Raw genomic sequence first — 18,496 nt, forward strand, 5'->3', positions numbered from 1 at the left:
CCCGCGACCAGGGAATACGAAAAAACCTCGCTACGAAAAAACGCAGCGAGGCGAATGCAAAATCTTATTCAGCAAACAGCGACATCACCGAGTCACCCTTGGTGATGCGCTTGAAGGTCTCGGCCAGCAGGTCGGCGCAGGTCAGCTGACGTACCTTCGGGCAGCCGCGTGCAGCAGGCGACAGCGGGATGGTGTCGGTAACGACCAGTTCATCCAGCGGCGAATTGGCGATGCGATCGATGGCCGGACCCGACAGCACCGGGTGCGTACAGTAAGCCACGACCTTCTTGGCGCCACGTTCCTTCAACACTTCAGCTGCCTTGGTCAGGGTGCCGGCGGTATCGACCATGTCATCCATGATGACGCAGTTGCGGCCTTCGACTTCACCGATGATGTTCATCACTTCGGAGACGTTGGCCTTCGGACGGCGCTTGTCGATGATGGCCAGGTCGCAGTTCAGGCGCTTGGCCAGCGCACGGGCGCGCACCACGCCGCCGACGTCGGGCGACACGACCAGCAGGTCGTCGTAGTTCTTGTTGACCAGGTCACCCAGCAGGATAGGCGAGGCGTAGATGTTGTCCACCGGAATATCGAAGAAACCCTGGATCTGGTCTGCGTGCAGATCCATGATCAGGACGCGTTCGACGCCGGCTTCCTGCAGCATGTTGGCCACGACCTTGGCCGAGATGGCCACGCGCGCCGAACGCGGGCGGCGGTCCTGGCGGGCATAGCCGAAGTAGGGGATGGCGGCGGTGATGCGACCGGCCGATGCGCGCTTCAAGGCATCGACCATGATCATGATTTCCATCAGGTTGTCATTGGTCGGTGCGCAGGTGGACTGCAGCACGAAGACGTCCTTGCCGCGAACGTTTTCATTGATCTCGACCATGACTTCGCCGTCGGAGAACTTGGAAACGTTGGCCTTGCCCAGCGGGATACCGAGTTTCTCAGCGACGCCGCGCGCCAGTTCGGGGTTGGCGTTGCCCGTAAAAACCATCAGGTTCTCAAGTGCCATGTGGGTATCCCTGGAATGCAATCGTTAAAAAGTCGAAAAGCCGACAATGCTTGACTTGTTCGGTCTCACATTGACGGCTTATTTTTCTGACTGGACCCGGGCCTGATCAAACAAGGCCTGTCCGAATTAAATGGCAGGGGAACAAGGATTCGAACCTTGGAATGCCGGAATCAAAATCCGGTGCCTTAACCAGCTTGGCGATTCCCCTACGCAACTTGCTGTTTGCCGTGTCGGCGCGCTCATCTTCAGGCGCTGCGTCTTCGTCAAACCAATTCTCTAACTCTCTCTTACGACTGCACTAAATGGGCGAGAGGATGTTCCTGCATCGCTTTGGCTTTCCAGCCGATCCAGCGCGAAGGCAATTGCTTGAGCACTTCGTCTGCCTGATGTTCGTGTTCGAATGCACAAAACACACAGGCGCCAGATCCGGTCATCCTCGCACTCCCGAATTTGCCCAGCCACTCGACTGCTGCTGCCACTTCGGGGAAATGTGCGGTTGCCACCATTTCCAGATCGTTTTTCCCGAAGCTGGAAGCAACTTGTTTCGTCGCATCAGGAAAGTCCGTTATTCTGACGGGTTGCGTATCCCTTGTCAACAACTTTGATGAAAAAATTATTGAAGTTGGAACAGATACGCCCGGCTCGATCACTACATACCAGCACTCGGCGGTCTGCAGTACCGACAATTCTTCACCCACACCTTCGGCGAATGCATTGCGGCCGAACAGGAAGAAGGGAACATCCGCACCCAGCTTCAGGCCCATCTCCATCAGCGAGGCGCGATTGTAGCCGCATTTCCATAAATGATTCAAGACCAATAATGTCGTTGCCGCGTCCGACGAGCCGCCACCGACTCCGCCGCCCATGGGCAGTACCTTGTGCACCGTGATGTCGGCACCCAGCTGCATCTGGCCGCTGGCCTGGCGCAGCAGGTGCGCGGCGCGGATCACCAGGTCCGATTCCGCGGGCACGCCGGGGACCTCGTTGGTGCGGCGGATCTGTCCATCCTCGCGCAGGGCAAAGTCGAGCGTGTCGCAGCGGTCGATGAGCTGGAACGCCGATTGCAGCAGGTGATAGCCATCCGGACGGCGGCCGGTCACGTGCAGGAACAGGTTCAGCTTGGCCGGTGCCGGGCAGGCGGTGAGGGTGGTGGTCATGCGCAGTACGGATTGTTCAGTGGTGGTTCAAACGAGGTGCAGGTCTAGCCCTCGGGGCTGGCATCAAGGCTTCTTCCAGCCATCGATGGCGATGCGGATCGCCACCTTGCCGGCCTGCGTCGTGCTGCGGGTAAGGTCGATGCGCTTGGGGCGCGCCTGGCCGCTGGCGGCATCGTTCTCCCAGTTGGCATAGGTCACGCGCCAGCCATCGCGGGTGGTGAAGCTGGCATCGTTCTCGCCAGTCTTGGCCACGAAGGGCTTGCCGCTGGCATCGATGCCGCTGCCCTGCAGCCACTGGCGCATGCCCGAGACCGGCAGCGGCCAGCCCAGCGATTGCGCGGCCAGGGCGTCCACGTCGGCTGCCACCTGCGGCGCGCGGCCTGACTGCACCAGCGTGGCGATACCGGGCTTGACGTTGATGGTCGCCACCGTCTGCCCCAAGGGCGAGAACATGTCCAGGTTCAACTCTTGCGCAGTCTGCTTCCAGAAGAAGCTGCCGTGCAAGGATTGCGGGCGGTCATCCTGCTCATACTGCACCGAGATGCGGCCATCGATCTCGATGCTGGACTGGTAAGCCGGGGCGGTGGTGTCCGGTGCCACCGCATCCTGCGACACCGTGGCGCAACCGCCGAGCAGGGCGGCCAGGCAGAGGGCGGCGGCCCCCGGAAAAGCGCGTGTTTTGCTCATAACTTCACATTGAGACGCGACAGCGTGCTTTTCAGGACTTCATTGTTGGGTTCCTTGAGGCTGACTTCGCGCCAGACCTTGCGGGCTTCGTCCTGCTTGCCATTTGTCCACAGGACTTCGCCCAGGTGCACGCCGATCTCCACATCCGGGCGCAGGCCATAGGCGCGGCGCATCTGGGTTTCGGCCTGTTCGGCACGGCCCAGGCGGAACAGCACCCAGCCCAGGCTGTCGGCGATGAAGGGATCTTCCGGCGCCAGGTCGGCTGCCTTCTGGATCAGTTCCAGCGCTTCCGGCAGGCGGATGTTGCGATCGGCCAGCGAATAGCCCAGCGCGTTGTAGGCGTGCTGGTTGCCCGGCGCCAGCTGCATCACGCGGCGCAGCGATTTTTCCATCTCGTCGAACTTGCCCAGCTTCTCCAGGACCATGGAATAGTCGTAGAGCAGGTCGGTATTGTTGGGGAAGCGCTGCAGGCCGCCCTTGAGCACGTCGGCCGCTTCCTGGTTGCGGTTGGCATCGCGCAGCAGGCCCGATTCGGCCAGCAGCAGTTGCAGCTGTTCGCCATCGTTGGTCGATTCGGCCTGGGCATCTTCCAGCGCCTTGCGCGCGCCTTCGACGTCATTCTTGCGGGCCAGCAATTGGGCGCGGCGCACCTGGATGTTCAGGTAGCCGTCGGTGCCGGGTTCAGCCTGGTCCAGGTAGCGCAGGGCCGAATCCAGGTCGCGGCGCTCTTCGGCGATGCGCGAGAGCAGCAGCAGGGCCTGGCTGGGATCGCGGTCTTCCTCGGGCTGGGCCGAGATCACCTGCAGGTAGCGCTGCAGATAGTATTCGGCATCCTTCAGCTGGTCGGTCTGGGCCGAGAGCACGCCCAAGGCGAAGAGGGTGGTGGCGTCTTCGCCGTCTTCCTTCAGCAGGGTCTCGAACTGGGTGCGCGCCAGCTTGAAGTCTTTCTGCTCGACCAGGCTGCGGGCGTAGGCCACGCGCACCTCGCGCGCATCCGGATACTTGCGCAGGAAGTCGGTCACCAGCTTGGTCGCATCCTTGTTGTTGGAGGCGACCTGGGCAGCGGTGAGCACGGCCAGTTCCGAATCGGGCTTGATCTTCATGGCGGCAGCGGCTTCACGCTGCGCGGTGGCGCCGTCGCCCATGCCGAAGGCACCCTGGGCCAGGGCCAGGTGGGTTTCCATCAGGTTGCCGTAGGGCTTGCTGATGTTTTGCAGGATGGTATAGCTGGCCTGCTTGTCCTTGGCCCGCGCCAGCAGGCGCTGGATTTGCAGCAGCATCGGTCCGCGCGCCTGCGGTGCGGCATCGGCCAGGCGCTGGGTGAGCAGCGGTTCGATCTCGTCCACGCTGTCGGAGAGCATGATCAGGCCCAGGTAATTCTGCAGGGCTTCATCCGAGTGCGGCGCTAGTTCGGTCCACAGCCGTACCGCCACCAGCGCTTCGCCGGCCTGGCGCGCCGCCACGGCCATCTCGGCGGCCCGCTTGGCCAGGCGCGGATCACGCGTCTGCTGCGCCGCGGCCAGCATGGTCACGTAGGCCGATTGCCATTGGCCGCGCTGGAAGGCGATCTCGGCTGTCAGCACTTTGTAAAGGATGTCCTCGCTCAACTCCATGGCCGGCAGCGCGTCTTCCTGCTGCTGGACCTTGGCCTTGGGCGCCTTCTTGCGATTGGCAGGCTTCGAGGAAGCCGTCTTCTGGTCAGTGGCCGCCTGGGTGTTCTCCTTGTCGCCGGGCTGCTGGAAGCTCGCGCAGGCAGTCAGCAGCAGGGAACTGGTGAGGAGGGCGATGGTTTTTTTCAAGATGTCATCCTGACGATTCGAGAGAGTGTCGATTTTACGCGCAACAACCGTGGCGTTGCTGACCGCGCTGATAGTGCAGATAGCGCAGTGTAATCCATCTTTGACAAGCTTCTGTCCCGAGGTTGCACACGCGGCTTCAGGTCTTGATTTCGGCAAGTGCATTATCATATGCAGCTTCCCGCTAGCCCCGGCTAGCCCCGATCTCCCCGAACGCCAGCCCATGCCTGAATTACCAGAAGTTGAAGTCACCCGTCGCGGGGTCGCGCCCCATTTGGAAGGGCGCACCGTCAGCGGTGTCGTGCTGCGTCACACCGGCCTGCGCTGGCCTTTTCCGGAGGGATTGCATGCCCTGCTGGCCGGCCGCGTGATCCGCAGTACCGGGCGGCGCGGCAAGTACCTGCTGATCCATTTCGACCATGGCACGCTCATCGTGCACCTGGGCATGTCCGGCCACTTGCGCATCCTGCCGCCGGGCATCGCGCCGCAAAAGCACGACCACTTCGACCTCGAAGTCGGCGGGCAGGTCATGCGCATGACCGATCCGCGCCGCTTCGGTGCCATCCTGTGGCATGACCTGGCCGACGGTCACATCGAAGAACACCTGCTGCTGCGCAGCCTGGGCGCCGAACCATTGGAAGACAAATTCAGCGCCCGCGAGCTGTTCAACCAGACGCGCGGCCGCAGCGCCCCCATCAAGCAGGTGCTGCTGGCGGGCGACATCGTGGTCGGGGTGGGCAACATCTATGCATCGGAAAGCCTGTTCAAGGCCCGCATCAATCCCAAGACCCCGGCCGGCAAGATCAGCCTGGCGCGCTATGAGCGCCTGGCCGAAGCCATCCGCGAGACGCTGGCGGCGGCCATCGAGCAGGGCGGCAGCACGCTGCGCGACTTCATTGCGGTCAACGGGCAATCGGGTTACTTCCAGCAGAATTATTTCGTCTACAACCGCACCGGCGAGCCTTGCCGCATCTGCGCGGCACCGATCCGCCAGATCAAGCAGGGCCAGCGCTCCACCTTTTACTGCGTGAGCTGCCAGAAATGAAGGGCATCGTCGAATCGCGCCGCAAGAAGGCGGCACCCGGTGAGGATGCGGGCACGCAGTATGAAGATCCCTCCTTTTCGGCGCAGGTCATCGCCTGGCAGAAGCAGCACGGCCGCCACAAGCTGCCCTGGCAGAACACGCGCGATGCCTATCGCGTGTGGCTCTCCGAGATCATGCTGCAGCAGACCCAGGTGGCGGCCGTGATTCCGTATTACCAGCGCTTCCTTGATCGCTGCCCGGACGTCTTCGCACTGGCCGCCGCGCCATCGGAAGATGTGATGGCGCTCTGGAGCGGCCTGGGCTACTACACCCGCGCGCGCAACCTGCACAAGTGCGCGCAGCGGGTGGTGGCCGAATATGGTGGCCGCTTCCCGGACGATCCGGCGCTGCTGGCCGATCTGCCCGGCATCGGGCGTTCGACGGCGGCGGCCATCGCCGCCTTTTCCTATGGGCGCCGCGCGGCCATCCTGGATGGCAACGTCAAGCGCGTGTTTGCGCGGGTGTTCGGGGTGGATGGCTATCCCGGCGCCAAGCCTGTCGAAGACCAGCTCTGGCTGCGCGCCGTGGCCTTGCTGCCGGAACAGGATATCGAGTCCTACACCCAGGGCCTGATGGACCTGGGCGCAACGCTGTGCGTGCGCGGCAAGCCCGCCTGCACGCGCTGCCCCCTGGCCGGACGCTGCGTGGCGCTGGCCGAGGATCGCGTGGCTGAACTGCCGGTGAGCAAACCGAAGAAGGCCGTGCCGGAAAAGGAAACGGTGATGCTGGTCATCACCCAGGGCGAGGATGTGCTGCTGGAGCAGCGCCCCGACAGCGGCATCTGGGGCGGCCTGCTGTCGCTGCCGGAAATCGGCGTGGGTAATGCCGAACACTTCGACAGCGCCGTGCGCACCCTGGTGGCACCCTATGGCGAACTGGAGGGTTGCCTCAAGCTGCAGCCGTTCTCGCACGTGTTTACGCACTTCAAGCTGCATGTGGCGCCTTTCCAGGTGGCCCTCAAGAGCCGTACCCATCACATCGCCGAGCGCGGGCTGGTGTGGTATCCGGCGCGCAAGCTGGCCGATGCGCCGTTGCCGGCACCGGTCAAGAAATTGCTGTTGGGGGTGTTGCGGGCGGACGATCTGCTGGCCACCGCCTGAACAGTTCACCTGACACTTCAGGTTGTTGCACCTGACACTTCAAGCCCGCGCTCCTGACACTTTCGGAGCGCGCACCGGTCAGTTCAGCTGGCGATGCCTGCACACCACCTGTTCAGTGGCACGGAAATGACTGGCCAGTTGTTCCGCCAGATAGACCGAACGGTGCTGCCCACCGGTGCAGCCGATGGCCACGGTGAGATAGCTGCGGTTGTCGTTCTTGAAGGAGGGCAGCCACTTTTCGACGAAGCCGCGGATGTCGTTGTACATGTCGGTTACTTCCGGATACGCCACCAGGAACTCGATCACCGGCGCATCGCGCCCGGTCAGCGGACGCAGCTCGGCGTCGTAATGCGGATTGGGCAGCATGCGGACATCGAACACCAGGTCGGCATCCAGCGGCAGCCCGTGCTTGAAGCCGAAGGATTCGATGAGCAGGGTCAGCGGCGAGCGCTGCAGGTCCACCAGGTCCTTGATCCAGCGCCGCAGCTTGTTGGAACTGAGTTGCGAGGTATCCATGACCAGCGCGATGTCCTGCAGGTCGCCCAGCATTTCCTTTTCCAGCGCGATGCACTCGGTCAGGGTCAGGCGGTCATTCGGATTGCGGCCCGGCAGCAGGCGGTGCGACAGCGGATGACTGCGGCGCGTCTCGGAGAAGCGGGTGATGAGGGTCTCGTCGGAGGCGGTCAGGAAGAACACCTTGACGTCGTGCCCGTCATCGCGCAACTGCTCGATGTCGGTGCGCAGCGTGGCCAGTGAATCGGCACTGCGCGCATCGGTGGCCACGGCCAGCATGCTGGCGCCTTCCTTGATGCGGGTCTGCACCAGGTCGCACAGCAGGGAGGGCGGGAGATTGTCGACGCAGAAATAGCCGGCGTCTTCCAGCACGTGAAGTGCTACCGATTTGCCGGAGCCGGAAATGCCGGTGATCAGAACGATTCGCATGGCGGAATCATAACGCATCGCCCGCGCCTGCGTGGCGGCACGGGTAGGCCAATCTGCCACCGAAAGTTTTCCCGTTGAGCGGGAAAGCCGCGCCCGGCTTATCCAGCTTATCCGGCTTATTCGCCGTTCATGGCGCGCCGCTGGCGTTCGATGAATTCCTTGAGGGTATCGATGCCGCGCAGTTGCAGGATGGTGTTGCGTACGGCCGCTTCCAGCAGCACCGCGATGTTGCGGCCTGCCGCAACGGGAATGACCACCTTGCGGATCGGCAGGCCCAGCACTTCTTCGTATTGCGCATCCAGCGGCAGGCGTTCGTAGTTTTCTTCCAGCGTACTGCGGCGGACCAGGTGGACGATGAGCTTCAGGCGCATCTTGCGGCGTACCGCGGTCTCGCCAAAGATGGCCTTGATGTCCAACAGGCCCAGGCCGCGCACTTCCAGCAGGTTGGCCAGGAGCGGCGGGCAGCGGCCCTCGATCATGTTGGGCGCGATGCGCGCGAACTCCACCGCATCATCGGCCACCAGGCCGTGGCTGCGCGAGATCAGTTCCAGCCCCAGTTCGCTCTTGCCCAGGCCGGATTCACCGGTGATCAACACGCCCACGCCCAGCACGTCCATGAACACGCCATGCATGGTGATCTGCTGGGCCAGCTTCTTGGACAGGTACACGCGCAGGTAGTCGATCACCTGCGCGGCCGGCAGCGGCGTGGAAAACAGCGGGATGTTCTTTTCATCGCACACCGCCAGGATATCGGGCGGGGTCGACAGGCCCTGCGCGATGATGAAGGCAGGCGGCTCACCGGCCACCAGTTCAGCGGTCTGGTAGGCGCGCGAGGTGTTGGAGAGGCGGTTGTAGTACTCGATTTCCTGGTGGCCGAAGACCTGCAGGCGGCCGGGGTGGATCAGGTTGAGGTGGCCGACCTGGTCGGAGGCCGAGACGGCATCGCCAGAGATCAGGCGTTCGCCACCCGGGAAGCCGGCGAACCAGCCCAGTTGCAGGGATTCACGGTTTTCTTCGTACAGCTGCTGAATCGACAACGCGGAATAATTGGGCATGGAGATCCGGATCTGCTCACAGGATTAGGTGCGGCCTTGCCGCCGGCTTGGTGCAGCCTGGTTGTGCCGGCCTCAGCCGGTTTTTTCCATCGAGGTCTGCCAGGTCACGATGCGCGCATGCACCACGGCAGGGTCGGGCTCGACGGTCAGTTCATTGCGGAAGGCATCATCGGAAAACATCTCGGCGATTTCCGAGAGGATTTCCAGGTGCTGCTGCGTCACATTGTCGGGAATGAGCAGGAACACCAGCAGCTTGACCGGCTGGCCGTCAGGCGACTCGAAAGGAATCGGTGCGGCCAGGCGCATGAACAGCGCCAGCGGCGCCTTCAGGCCCTTGATGCGGCCGTGCGGCACGGCCACGCCATGCCCCAGTCCGGTCGAACCCAGGCGCTCTCGTGCGAACAGGTTTTCGGAAACGGTGGAGCGCGCGATGCCGCTGTTGTTTTCGAAGGTCAGGCCGGCTTGTTCGAAAGCTCTTTTTTTGCTGGACACTTCCAGATCCAGAACCACGTTTTCTGGAGACAGGATTTTTGCGAGATTAGTCATGACGCTCAAGGAATTGCTACGGACTGAAGCTTTGAGCAGGATTATAGGCTTCTTTGCCGATGCCGGAATGCTTTGAAAGCGCTGAACAGGAGGGGATTTCGGGCAGAAAACCCCGAATTGTCGCGAGTTGTTGCCTTCAAGCAGATGATCTTTGGCAACATCTTGCCTGAAGGGGCAGGATACGGTGATGGTTGGCGACGATGTGCAGATCGGCGGCCTGGCTCATCGGTCATCGGACCACGTGGCGCGCGATGATGGATGAGCCGGCGCGCAGGCGAGCCGCCACGCCGCTGGCGTCTTACATCTCGATGCGGCCGAAGATCAGCAGCACGTCGCCATTGTTCTTGTTGGCCGACAGGCGCGGCACGTAGGCGAACATGATCTTGGCCTTCTGCGTGCCGATCGAGGCCAGCGGCAGCGGCACCGGGAAGGGCACGCTGTGGAAGTAATCCTGGCGGCTCATGAGCATGGCGGTACCGCCCAGGCCCAGTTCCAGCCCGGTATGGGCGATCGGGAACACCCATTCATAAGCGTAGCCGGCCATGTACTGCGGATGGCGGTGCGAATCCTTGATGACGAAGCCGTACAGGGATTCATCATTGCCCTGTTCATTGCGCAAGGTCTTGCCATAGCCCAGGCCCCAGGCGTGTTCGTTGAGCTCGTTGAGCTTTTCGCGGGTATAGGTACTGCGGCCATGATGCGCCACCCCTGACAAATAGAGAGCACCATCGCCCTGGTTCCAGATGTTGGCCGCGTGGTCGCGGGTCTGCTGCCAAAGGCTGTACTGGTTGTCCTCGGCATGGGCGGCCGGCGCGATGGCCAGGGTGGCGGCTGCCGCCAGTGCCGCATTGCGCAGCATTGGGGCAAAAGTGAAGGAGTCGGCCTGGCGCCGGGGCTGGGAGGTGGTTTTCATGGTGGTGATGAACGGAAATGCAAAAAACGCGACAACGGGGAAGCGGTGAGAACAGGGGTTGAAGCGGCCGGAGGCCAGAAAGGCGAGACGCCCGCAAGCTCATCTGCAAGGGATGGACCGGGACGAAGGTAAAAAAATCCCGTGATGAGGGTATTGCTCAAAAACAAGATGTTACCAAATCACAATCGCGATCACTACCCACCCGGGGCGACAAGCTGACCGCTTGCAAGACCTGGTAACAATTTGTTGACAGGCCGCGGCAGGGCGCTGCGGCGGAGGGAGGTCTTACTGGCGCGCGTTGCGCAATTGCGAAGGCGGCTTGGCGCTGGAGAAATTGCTGCGCCAGGGGTTGATGTCCAGCCCGCCGCGCCGGGTGTAGCGGGCATAGACCGCCAGCTTCTGTGGTTTGCAGTGGCGCAGGATGTCGGTGAAGATGCGTTCCACGCATTGCTCGTGGAATTCATTGTGTTCACGGAAGCCGATGATGTACTTCAGCAGCCGCTCCTGGTCGATGGGCGCGCCCACGTACTGGATCTGCACGCTGCCCCAATCGGGCTGGCTGGTCACCGGGCAGTTGGACTTGAGCAGGTGTGACACCAGCGTCTCTTCCACCGTGGCTTCCTCCGTATTGGCGCGCAGCAGGCTGCCATCGGGATGGGCGCCCGTAGCGGCCGGTTCGATTTCCACATCGAGGCGGTCCAGCAGCAGGCCCGAAAGTTCGCCGAACTGCAACTGGCCGAACTGCGACGATTCGGTCAGCGTCACCTGCACGTTGGCGCCAGCGGCGGCCGAAAGATCAGCGCGCATCTTCGTGATCAGCTCGTCGGCGCTTTCCAGGCGTTCCTGGTTGAAGGAGTTCAGGTACAGCTTGAAGGACTTCGACTCGATGATGTTGGGCGAATCGGCCGGCACCATGAAGGTGGCAATGGCGATCTGGGGTTTGCCGCGCAGGTTCAGCCAGGAGATCTCATAGGCGGTCCAGAAGTCGGCGCCGAAGAAGGGCAGGGTGCCGCTGATCTGCAATTCGGCGCGCTTGGGCGCGCGCGCAATCGGGAACAGCAGGCTGGGATCGTAATGGGTCGGATATTCCGAGCTCTTGCCCAGGGGCGAGCTTTCCGGGGTGTGGCCGATGGTGGATGCGGACGGGGTGGTGTGGTCCATGTGAATACTCCTGCGGTGCTGCGGGTGACGTTCTGTGTTGTTGCCGCCGCGCGCCGGTGAGATGGCGCGCGGCGTCGGCGTTGATCAGCCGAGGAAGAGCTTGTACAGCGGGTTCCTGGTTTCGTCCCAGTGGCGATAGCCCAGCTGGGCCAGGAAGGCGCGGAATTCCTTCATTTCCTTCTTCGGCACTTGCAGGCCGATCAGGATGCGGCCGACATCGCCGCCCTGGTTGCGGTAGTGGAACAGGCTGATGTTCCAGCCGGGGTTCATGCTGGAGAGGAACTTCATCAGCGCGCCCGGACGCTCCGGGAATTCGAAGCGATAGAGCAACTCATCGCCCGCCAGTTCACTCTTGCCGCCCACCAGGTGACGGATGTGGACCTTGGCCAGTTCATCATGGGTCAGGTCCAGCACGCCAAAGCCTGCCTTCTCGAAATTGCGCGCGATCTTGCCCGCTTCATCCGCCGCCGACACCTGGATACCGACGAACACATGCGCCGCCTTGGCATCGCTGATGCGGTAGTTGAATTCGGTGACGTTGCGCGGGCCGACGGTTTCGCAGAAGCGGCGGAAGCTGCCGCGTTCTTCCGGAATGGTGACGGCGAAGACCGCTTCACGCGCCTCGCCGTTGTCGGCCATTTCGGCCACGAAGCGCAGGCGGTCGAAGTTCATGTTGGCGCCGCAGGCGATGGTGATCAGGGACTCGCCCTTGATCGGCTTCTTGCTGGCGCGGGCACGCTCCACGTAAGCCTTGGCACCGGCCACGGCCAGCGCACCGGCGGGTTCGACGATGCTGCGGGTGTCCTGGAAGATGTCCTTGATGGCGGTGCAGACGGCATCGGTGTCGACGATGATGACTTCGTCCACCAGTTCTTTGGCGATGCGGAAGGTTTCTTCACCTACCAGCTTGACCGCCGTGCCGTCCGAGAACAGGCCCACGTCCGGCAGGGCCACGCGGCGGCCGGCTTTGAGGCTGCGCGCCATGGCGTCGGAGTCGGTGGTCTGTACGCCGATGATCTTGATGTCCGGGCGCACTGCCTTGACGTAGGAGGCCACGCCCGCGATCAGCCCGCCACCGCCGATGGCCACGAAGATGGCGTGGATCGGGTCCGGATGCTGGCGCAGGATTTCCATGCCCACCGTGCCCTGGCCGGCGATCACGTAGGGATCGTCGAAGGGGTGGACGAAGGTCAGCTTCTGCTTCTTTTCCAGCGTCAAGGCGTGTTCGTAGGCATCGGTGAAGGAGTCGCCGAAGAGCACCACTTCGCCGCCGCGCGCCTTGACGGCATCGATCTTTACCTGCGGGGTGGTGGTGGGCATGACGATCACGGCGCGGCAGCCCAGGCGTGCTGCGGAGAGCGCCACGCCCTGGGCGTGGTTGCCGGCGGAGGCGCAGATGACGCCGCGCTTCAGTTGCGCCGGCGTCAGGTGGGCCATCTTGTTGTAGGCGCCGCGCAGCTTGAAGCTGAACACGCTCTGCATGTCTTCACGCTTGAAGTAAATTCGATTATCAATCCTTTGCGACAGCGTATTCGCCAGTTCCAGCGGGGTTTCTTGGGCGACGTCGTAGACGCGGGCGGTCAGGATCTTTTTCAGATAATCGTTACTCATGTTGGTCATCAATGAAGTGAAGTCAGGCGAGCAGCAGCGGGTTCAGGCGCGGTCATATCGCAATCAGGGTAAAAGGAATCAAGGCTGGGTAAGCCGCTCGGGATTTCCGCCTGGACCGGGCTGGCAGGTCACCGGTCCGGACCAGGGGAACTGGACATTATAAGGGAGCCGGGCAAGGCCACGGCAAGCGCGCAATGCCCAGTGCCGCAGATGAATCTTTCTTCGCGTCTTGAATCCAAGCCCGGCGGCACCAGCTAGAATGCACGCTGCGCCACCAGACCGGCTTGACGGGTGGCAAGTTTCCCCCCTGGCTGCGGCCAGCCCTTCACCTACCTGCCTCCTGCATGATCGAATCCGCCGTCCTCTGGCTGCTCAATATCCTTGCCATTCCTACCGTCGGCCTGACCTCGGTGTTCCTGATCAGCTTCATTTCGGCCACCCTGCTGCCGCTGGGTTCGGAACCGGCGGTCTTTGCCGTCATCAAGGCCAGTCCCGAGATGTTCTGGCCGGTGATCCTGGTGGCCACCTTCGGCAACACCTTGGGCGGCATCGTCGACTATTGGATGGGCTATGGGGCCAAGCAGGCGTTTGCCAAGGAGCGCTCCTCGCGCTGGTTCCACTGGCTGGAGCGCTTCGGTGCCAAAACCATGCTGCTGGCCTGGCTGCCCGGCATCGGCGACCCCATCTGCACCCTGGCCGGCTGGCTGCGGCTGCCGTTCTGGCCATCGGTGTTCTATATGGCCATCGGCAAGTTCATCCGCTATGTGCTCATGACCTGGCTGCTGCTGAACGTGCCGGATGGCTTCTGGCACAAGCTGGGCAACTGGCTGGCGTAAATTTTCAGGGATATGAAGGAAAACGGCGCCGCAAGGGCGCCGTTGGCATTTCTGGGGGAAAGTTGGAATTATCCTGCCAGGGTCGGCACGAGGTTCTCCAGCAGGCGGATGGCCAGAAAAGTGGCCGTCACGCCCAGCACGGCGAAGTGGCGGGTCTTGAGCTTCATGGCCAGGCCGGTGTCTTCGTTGAGGATGGCGGTGTGCATGGTGATCTCCTTGTGGCGTCGTCGCGGCCCGGTCAGGCCTTGCATTGGGCATATTCGGCCAGGGTAATGGCCAGGTTTTCCAGGAATTCGGTCATCAGGGTTTGCAACATGGGGTCTCCTCGGGGGAACGGGTCAGGGCATTTCCCTGATGGCTGGGTAGTTGAAGCGGATTATAGATTTCAATAATCATTTAATGAAAATTGATTGTATTTATAAATCCAATTGCTGCTGCCTATTGAGCTGGCCTGCAGCGCAAACGTCGCCGATCCGCCGCACAAGGTCTTCCAAAGCTCATGCAAGCGCGCCCAAAACCCGGGTCCGGCCATCGCGAGTTTTGCCAATAGGCTAAAATGCACCTCCGGCAGCAGATTTACCTCATACATCGATGAACGCCCCCGCACAGATCCAGGCTTTGCTTACAGACGCGCCGCATGGCGCCGCGACACCGCGCTTGCGCGAAATCCCTTACAACTACACTTCCTTCTCCGATCGCGAGATCGTGATCCGGTTGTTGGGCGAAGCTTCCTGGTCCCTGCTGGACGAGCTGCGCGGCAAGCGCCAGACCGGCCGTTCGGCGCGCATGCTGTATGAAGTATTGGGCGATATCTGGGTGGTCCGCCGCAATCCCTACCTGCAGGACGACCTGCTGGACAACCCCAAGCGTCGCGCCGCCCTGATCGAGGCGCTGAACCATCGCCTGGGCGAAGTGGACAAGCGCCGCCTGGCCACCGACCTGGCCGAATCCGGCGACGCCGAGGCCCAGCGCCGCAGCGCCAGCGTGGAAGCCCTGCTGAAGGCCGCCCGCAAGGCCATCGGCGATTTCGCTGAAGAATTCCGCCAGACCTATGACCTGCGCAAGCGTGCCACCAAGGTGCTGGGCCGTTACACGGCCAAGGACAACATCAAGTTCGACGGCCTCTCGCGCGTCTCCCACGTGACCGACGCCACTGACTGGCGCGTCGAGTACCCCTTCGTGGTGCTGACCCCGGACAGCGAAGACGAGATGGCCGGCCTGGTCAAGGCCTGTATCGAACTGGGCCTGACCATCATCCCGCGCGGCGGCGGCACCGGCTACACCGGCGGCGCCATTCCCTTGACGCCGATGTCGGCCGTCATCAATACCGAAAAGCTGGAACAGCTGGGCGCGGTCGAGATGGAAATCCTGCCCGGCCTGGACAAGCCCTACGCCACCATCTATTCGGGTGCCGGCGTGGTCACCAAGCGTGTCTCGGATGCGGCTGAAAAGGCCGGTTTCGTCTTCGCCGTGGACCCGACTTCGGCCGAAGCCTCCTGCATCGGCGGCAACGTCGCCATGAACGCCGGCGGCAAGAAGGCCGTGCTGTGGGGCACCGCCCTGGACAATCTGGCCAGCTGGCGCATGGTCGATCCGCAAGGCGACTGGCTGGAAGTGACCCGCCTGGACCACAACCTGGGCAAGATCCACGATGTGGAAGTGGCGCGCTTCAAGCTGGAGTGGTCGCATCCCGGTGAAAAGGGCCAGAAGACCGAAGTCTTCAAGACCGAGATCCTGGAAATCTCCGGCAAGAAATTCCGCAAGGAAGGCCTGGGCAAGGACGTCACCGACAAATTCCTCTCGGGCCTGCCCGGCGTGCAGAAGGAAGGTTGCGATGGCCTGATCACCTCGGCGCGCTGGATCCTGCACAAGATGCCCAAGCAGACCCGCACGGTCTGCCTGGAGTTCTTCGGCCAGGCGCGCGATGCGATTCCCTCGATCGTCGAGATCAAGGATTACCTGGACGCCGAAACCAAAAAGGGCGGCGCCATCCTGGCCGGCCTGGAACACCTGGACGAGCGCTACCTGCGCGCGGTCGGCTATGCCACCAAGTCCAAGCGCGGCGTGCTGCCCAAGATGGTGCTGATCGGCGACATCGTCGGTGACGACGAAAACGCCGTGGCGGCAGCGGCCTCGGAAGTGATCCGCATGGCCAACAACCGCGTGGGCGAAGGCTTCGTGGCCGTGAGCCCGGAAGCGCGCAAGAAATTCTGGCTGGACCGTTCGCGCACTGCCGCCATCGCCAAGCACACCAACGCCTTCAAGATCAACGAAGACGTGGTGATCCCGCTCAATCGCATGGGCGAATACACCGACGGCATCGAGCGGATCAACATCGAATTGTCGATCAAGAACAAGCTGCAGCTGTTGGCCGAACTCGATAGCTTCTTCGTCAAGGGAAACCTGCCGCTGGGCAAGAGCGACGACGCCGAGGGTGACGACATCCCCGCCGCCGAAATGCTGGAAGACCGCGTCCACCAGGCCGAAAGCCTGCTGGAACAGACCCACGCACGCTGGTCCTACCTGCTGGCCAACCTGGACAAGCCGCTGGGTGAAGCCAAGGCGGAACTGGCCGCACTGGGCCTGGAAAAGATGCTACCGGTGTTCGAGCAGCGCCTCATCGACCAGCCCGAAGCGGCTGTCTTCCACGTGGTGCAGGATCGCACCGTGCGCATTTCCTGGAAGCAGGAAGTGCGTGCGCAACTGCGCCAGATCTTCTCGGGCGCGGCCTTCAAGCTGATCCTGGAAGAATGCCAGGCCATCCACAAGCGCGTGCTGCGCGGCCGTGTCTTCGTGGCGCTGCACATGCACGCGGGGGATGGCAACGTGCACACCAACATCCCGGTCAATTCCGACCACTACGAAATGCTGCAGGATGCCCACGTCGCCGTGGCGCGCATCATGAAGCTGGCCCGTTCGCTCAATGGCGTGATCTCGGGCGAGCACGGCATCGGCATCACCAAGCTGGAATTCCTGACCGAAGACGAGATCGGCGAATTCCGCGAATACAAGAAGCGCGTGGACCCCGAAGGCCGCTTCAACAAGGGCAAGCTGCTGAACCTGCCCGGCATGGAAGCGGACCTCTCCAACGCCTATACGCCGTCGTTCGGTTTGATGGGTCACGAATCGCTGATCATGCAGCAGAGCGACATCGGTGCCATTGCCAGCAGCGTCAAGGACTGCCTGCGCTGCGGCAAGTGCAAGCCGGTCTGCTCGACCCACGTGCCGCGTGCCAACCTGCTGTACTCGCCGCGCAACAAGATCCTGGCGACTTCGCTGCTGGTGGAAGCCTTCCTCTATGAAGAGCAGACCCGCCGTGGCGTCTCCATCAAGCATTGGGAAGAATTCGAGGACGTGGCCGACCACTGCACGGTCTGCCACAAGTGCGTCACGCCTTGCCCGGTCGATATCGACTTCGGCGATGTCTCGATGAACATGCGCAACCTGCTGCGCAAGATGGGCAAGAAGTCCTTCAATGCCGGCACCAACGCGGCCATGTTCTTCTTGAACGCCACCGACCCGGCCACCATCAACGCCACCCGCAAGGTGATGACGCAGTGGGGCTTCAAGGCGCAGCGCCTGGGTAATGATTTGATGAAGAAGTTTGCCAAGAAGCAGACCCAGAAACCGCCCGCCACCGTCGGCAAGCCGCCGGTCAAGGAGCAGGTCATCCACTTCATCAACAAGAAGATGCCGGGCAACCTGCCCAAGAAGACCGCACGTGCGCTGCTGGATATCGAGGATGACAAGATCGTCCCCATCATCCGCAATCCCAAGACCACCACGGCCGATACGGAAGCGGTGTTCTATTTCCCGGGCTGCGGTTCGGAGCGCCTGTTCTCGCAGGTCGGCCTGGCCACGCAAGCGATGCTGTGGAATGTCGGCGTGCAAACGGTGCTGCCGCCGGGCTACCTGTGCTGCGGTTATCCGCAACGCGGGACCGGCGACTTCGAAAAGGGCGAGAAGATCATCACCGACAACCGCGTGCTGTTCCATCGCATGGCCAATACGCTGAACTACCTCGACATCAAGACCGTCGTGGTGTCCTGCGGTACCTGCTACGATCAGCTGCAGGGCTATGAATTCGAGAAGATCTTCCCCGGCTGCCGCATCATCGACATCCACGAATACCTGCTGGAGAAGGGCGTCAAGCTGGAAGGCGTGACCGGTACCCGCTACATGTACCACGACCCCTGCCACAGCCCGATGAAGCAGCAGGATCCGCTGAAGACCGTCAACTCGCTCATCACCACGGTGGACGCGCAGAAGATCGAGAAGAACGATCGCTGCTGCGGCGAGTCGGGCACCTTCGGCGTATCGCGTCCGGATGTCTCGACCCAGGTCCGCTTCCGCAAGGAAGAGGAAATGAAGAAGGGCAGCGACAAGGTCCGCGCCGATGGCTTCACCGGCGACGTCAAGATCCTGACCTCCTGCCCGTCCTGCTTCCAGGGCCTGTCGCGCTACAACGAGGATGCCGGCACCACTGCCGACTATATCGTCGTGGAAATGGCGCGCCACCTGCTGGGCGAAAACTGGATGCCGGAATACGTCGAGCGCGCCAACAATGGCGGCATCGAACGTATCCTGGTGTAA

Annotated in this window: 15 protein-coding genes and 1 tRNA gene; 4 read left to right on the top strand and 12 right to left on the bottom strand. The window is 62.3% G+C overall.

Features of this window, described 5'->3' with window-relative positions:
• Positions 1–64: 64 nt before the first annotated feature.
• The 5 genes from CEJ45_RS16355 to CEJ45_RS16375 form a co-directional block, all read right to left on the bottom strand.
• Positions 65–1,015, bottom strand: a complete 951-nt coding sequence (locus CEJ45_RS16355; protein WP_008332043.1) for a ribose-phosphate pyrophosphokinase — start codon at positions 1,013–1,015, stop codon at positions 65–67.
• 131 nt (positions 1,016–1,146) lie between these two features.
• Positions 1,147–1,223 (bottom strand) — tRNA-Gln (locus tag CEJ45_RS16360).
• A 79-nt stretch (positions 1,224–1,302) separates the two neighbouring features.
• Positions 1,303–2,172 (bottom strand): 4-(cytidine 5'-diphospho)-2-C-methyl-D-erythritol kinase, encoded by an 870-nt coding sequence (gene ispE / locus CEJ45_RS16365; RefSeq protein WP_088756122.1) that lies wholly within the window; start codon positions 2,170–2,172, stop codon positions 1,303–1,305.
• Between the two features lie 63 nt (positions 2,173–2,235).
• Positions 2,236–2,859 (bottom strand): lipoprotein insertase outer membrane protein LolB, encoded by a 624-nt coding sequence (gene lolB, locus CEJ45_RS16370; protein WP_088756123.1) that lies wholly within the window; start codon positions 2,857–2,859, stop codon positions 2,236–2,238.
• Positions 2,856–4,658 (bottom strand): tetratricopeptide repeat protein, encoded by a 1,803-nt coding sequence (locus CEJ45_RS16375; RefSeq protein ID WP_088756124.1) that lies wholly within the window; start codon positions 4,656–4,658, stop codon positions 2,856–2,858. The genes lolB and CEJ45_RS16375 overlap by 4 nt, the downstream gene beginning before the upstream one ends.
• A 220-nt stretch (positions 4,659–4,878) precedes the next feature.
• On the opposite strand from CEJ45_RS16375, the gene mutM reads away from it, so the two are divergent.
• Together mutM and mutY are read left to right on the top strand one after the other, a co-directional pair.
• Positions 4,879–5,700: a bifunctional DNA-formamidopyrimidine glycosylase/DNA-(apurinic or apyrimidinic site) lyase gene (gene mutM, locus CEJ45_RS16380; RefSeq protein ID WP_088756125.1), complete on the top strand. Its 822-nt coding sequence runs from the start codon at positions 4,879–4,881 to the stop codon at positions 5,698–5,700.
• Complete coding sequence (gene mutY / locus CEJ45_RS16385; RefSeq protein WP_088756126.1) at positions 5,697–6,839, top strand: A/G-specific adenine glycosylase; 1,143 nt, start codon at positions 5,697–5,699, stop codon at positions 6,837–6,839. The genes mutM and mutY overlap by 4 nt, the downstream gene beginning before the upstream one ends.
• Before the next feature lie 78 nt (positions 6,840–6,917).
• Here mutY and rapZ read toward each other — a convergent pair whose 3' ends face one another.
• From rapZ to ilvA, 6 genes are all read right to left on the bottom strand, one after another.
• Positions 6,918–7,781 (bottom strand): RNase adapter RapZ, encoded by an 864-nt coding sequence (gene rapZ, locus CEJ45_RS16390; RefSeq protein ID WP_088756153.1) that lies wholly within the window; start codon positions 7,779–7,781, stop codon positions 6,918–6,920.
• A 116-nt stretch (positions 7,782–7,897) separates the two neighbouring features.
• Positions 7,898–8,836 carry an HPr(Ser) kinase/phosphatase gene (hprK, locus tag CEJ45_RS16395; protein WP_034330851.1) on the bottom strand — a complete coding sequence of 313 codons (939 nt, stop codon included), beginning with the start codon at positions 8,834–8,836 and terminating at the stop codon, positions 7,898–7,900.
• 72 nt (positions 8,837–8,908) lie between these two features.
• Positions 8,909–9,382 (bottom strand): PTS sugar transporter subunit IIA, encoded by a 474-nt coding sequence (locus CEJ45_RS16400; RefSeq protein ID WP_088756127.1) that lies wholly within the window; start codon positions 9,380–9,382, stop codon positions 8,909–8,911.
• Between the two features lie 298 nt (positions 9,383–9,680).
• Entirely contained in the window at positions 9,681–10,295 is a 615-nt protein-coding gene (locus CEJ45_RS16405; protein WP_088756128.1) for a hypothetical protein, read from the bottom strand.
• Positions 10,296–10,580: 285 nt separating this feature from the next.
• Positions 10,581–11,456 (bottom strand): NADPH-dependent 7-cyano-7-deazaguanine reductase QueF, encoded by an 876-nt coding sequence (queF, locus tag CEJ45_RS16410; protein ID WP_088756129.1) that lies wholly within the window; start codon positions 11,454–11,456, stop codon positions 10,581–10,583.
• Between the two features lie 84 nt (positions 11,457–11,540).
• On the bottom strand, positions 11,541–13,076 hold the full coding sequence (gene ilvA / locus CEJ45_RS16415) for a threonine ammonia-lyase, biosynthetic (RefSeq protein ID WP_255475313.1): 1,536 nt from the start codon (positions 13,074–13,076) through the stop codon (positions 11,541–11,543).
• 335 nt (positions 13,077–13,411) lie between these two features.
• On the opposite strand from ilvA, the gene CEJ45_RS16420 reads away from it, so the two are divergent.
• Complete coding sequence (locus CEJ45_RS16420; RefSeq protein WP_088756130.1) at positions 13,412–13,903, top strand: YqaA family protein; 492 nt, start codon at positions 13,412–13,414, stop codon at positions 13,901–13,903.
• Between the two features lie 68 nt (positions 13,904–13,971).
• Here CEJ45_RS16420 and CEJ45_RS24935 read toward each other — a convergent pair whose 3' ends face one another.
• Positions 13,972–14,109 (bottom strand): hypothetical protein, encoded by a 138-nt coding sequence (locus CEJ45_RS24935; RefSeq protein WP_167386309.1) that lies wholly within the window; start codon positions 14,107–14,109, stop codon positions 13,972–13,974.
• A 385-nt stretch (positions 14,110–14,494) separates the two neighbouring features.
• Here CEJ45_RS24935 and CEJ45_RS16430 point away from each other — a divergent pair, with 385 nt between their 5' ends.
• Positions 14,495–18,496: a DUF3683 domain-containing protein gene (locus tag CEJ45_RS16430; protein WP_088756132.1), complete on the top strand. Its 4,002-nt coding sequence runs from the start codon at positions 14,495–14,497 to the stop codon at positions 18,494–18,496.

Source organism: Herbaspirillum aquaticum (assembly GCF_002213425.1).
Classification (GTDB): domain Bacteria; phylum Pseudomonadota; class Gammaproteobacteria; order Burkholderiales; family Burkholderiaceae_D; genus Herbaspirillum; species Herbaspirillum aquaticum.

Bases quoted from the DNA above. Each gene is read 5' to 3' on its own strand.
- CEJ45_RS16355 (WP_008332043.1), bottom strand. From the start codon at position 1,015: ATGGCACTTGAGAACCTGATGGTTTTTACGGGCAACGCCAACCCCGAA.
- ispE (WP_088756122.1), bottom strand. From the start codon at position 2,172: ATGACCACCACCCTCACCGCCTGCCCGGCACCGGCCAAGCTGAACCTG.
- lolB (WP_088756123.1), bottom strand. From the start codon at position 2,859: ATGAGCAAAACACGCGCTTTTCCGGGGGCCGCCGCCCTCTGCCTGGCC.
- mutM (WP_088756125.1), top strand. From the start codon at position 4,879: ATGCCTGAATTACCAGAAGTTGAAGTCACCCGTCGCGGGGTCGCGCCC.
- mutY (WP_088756126.1), top strand. From the start codon at position 5,697: ATGAAGGGCATCGTCGAATCGCGCCGCAAGAAGGCGGCACCCGGTGAG.
- rapZ (WP_088756153.1), bottom strand. From the start codon at position 7,781: ATGCGAATCGTTCTGATCACCGGCATTTCCGGCTCCGGCAAATCGGTA.
- hprK (WP_034330851.1), bottom strand. From the start codon at position 8,836: ATGCCCAATTATTCCGCGTTGTCGATTCAGCAGCTGTACGAAGAAAAC.
- CEJ45_RS16400 (WP_088756127.1), bottom strand. From the start codon at position 9,382: ATGACTAATCTCGCAAAAATCCTGTCTCCAGAAAACGTGGTTCTGGAT.
- CEJ45_RS16405 (WP_088756128.1), bottom strand. From the start codon at position 10,295: ATGAAAACCACCTCCCAGCCCCGGCGCCAGGCCGACTCCTTCACTTTT.
- queF (WP_088756129.1), bottom strand. From the start codon at position 11,456: ATGGACCACACCACCCCGTCCGCATCCACCATCGGCCACACCCCGGAA.
- ilvA (WP_255475313.1), bottom strand. From the start codon at position 13,076: ATGACCAACATGAGTAACGATTATCTGAAAAAGATCCTGACCGCCCGC.
- CEJ45_RS16420 (WP_088756130.1), top strand. From the start codon at position 13,412: ATGATCGAATCCGCCGTCCTCTGGCTGCTCAATATCCTTGCCATTCCT.
- CEJ45_RS24935 (WP_167386309.1), bottom strand. From the start codon at position 14,109: ATGCACACCGCCATCCTCAACGAAGACACCGGCCTGGCCATGAAGCTC.
- CEJ45_RS16430 (WP_088756132.1), top strand. From the start codon at position 14,495: ATGAACGCCCCCGCACAGATCCAGGCTTTGCTTACAGACGCGCCGCAT.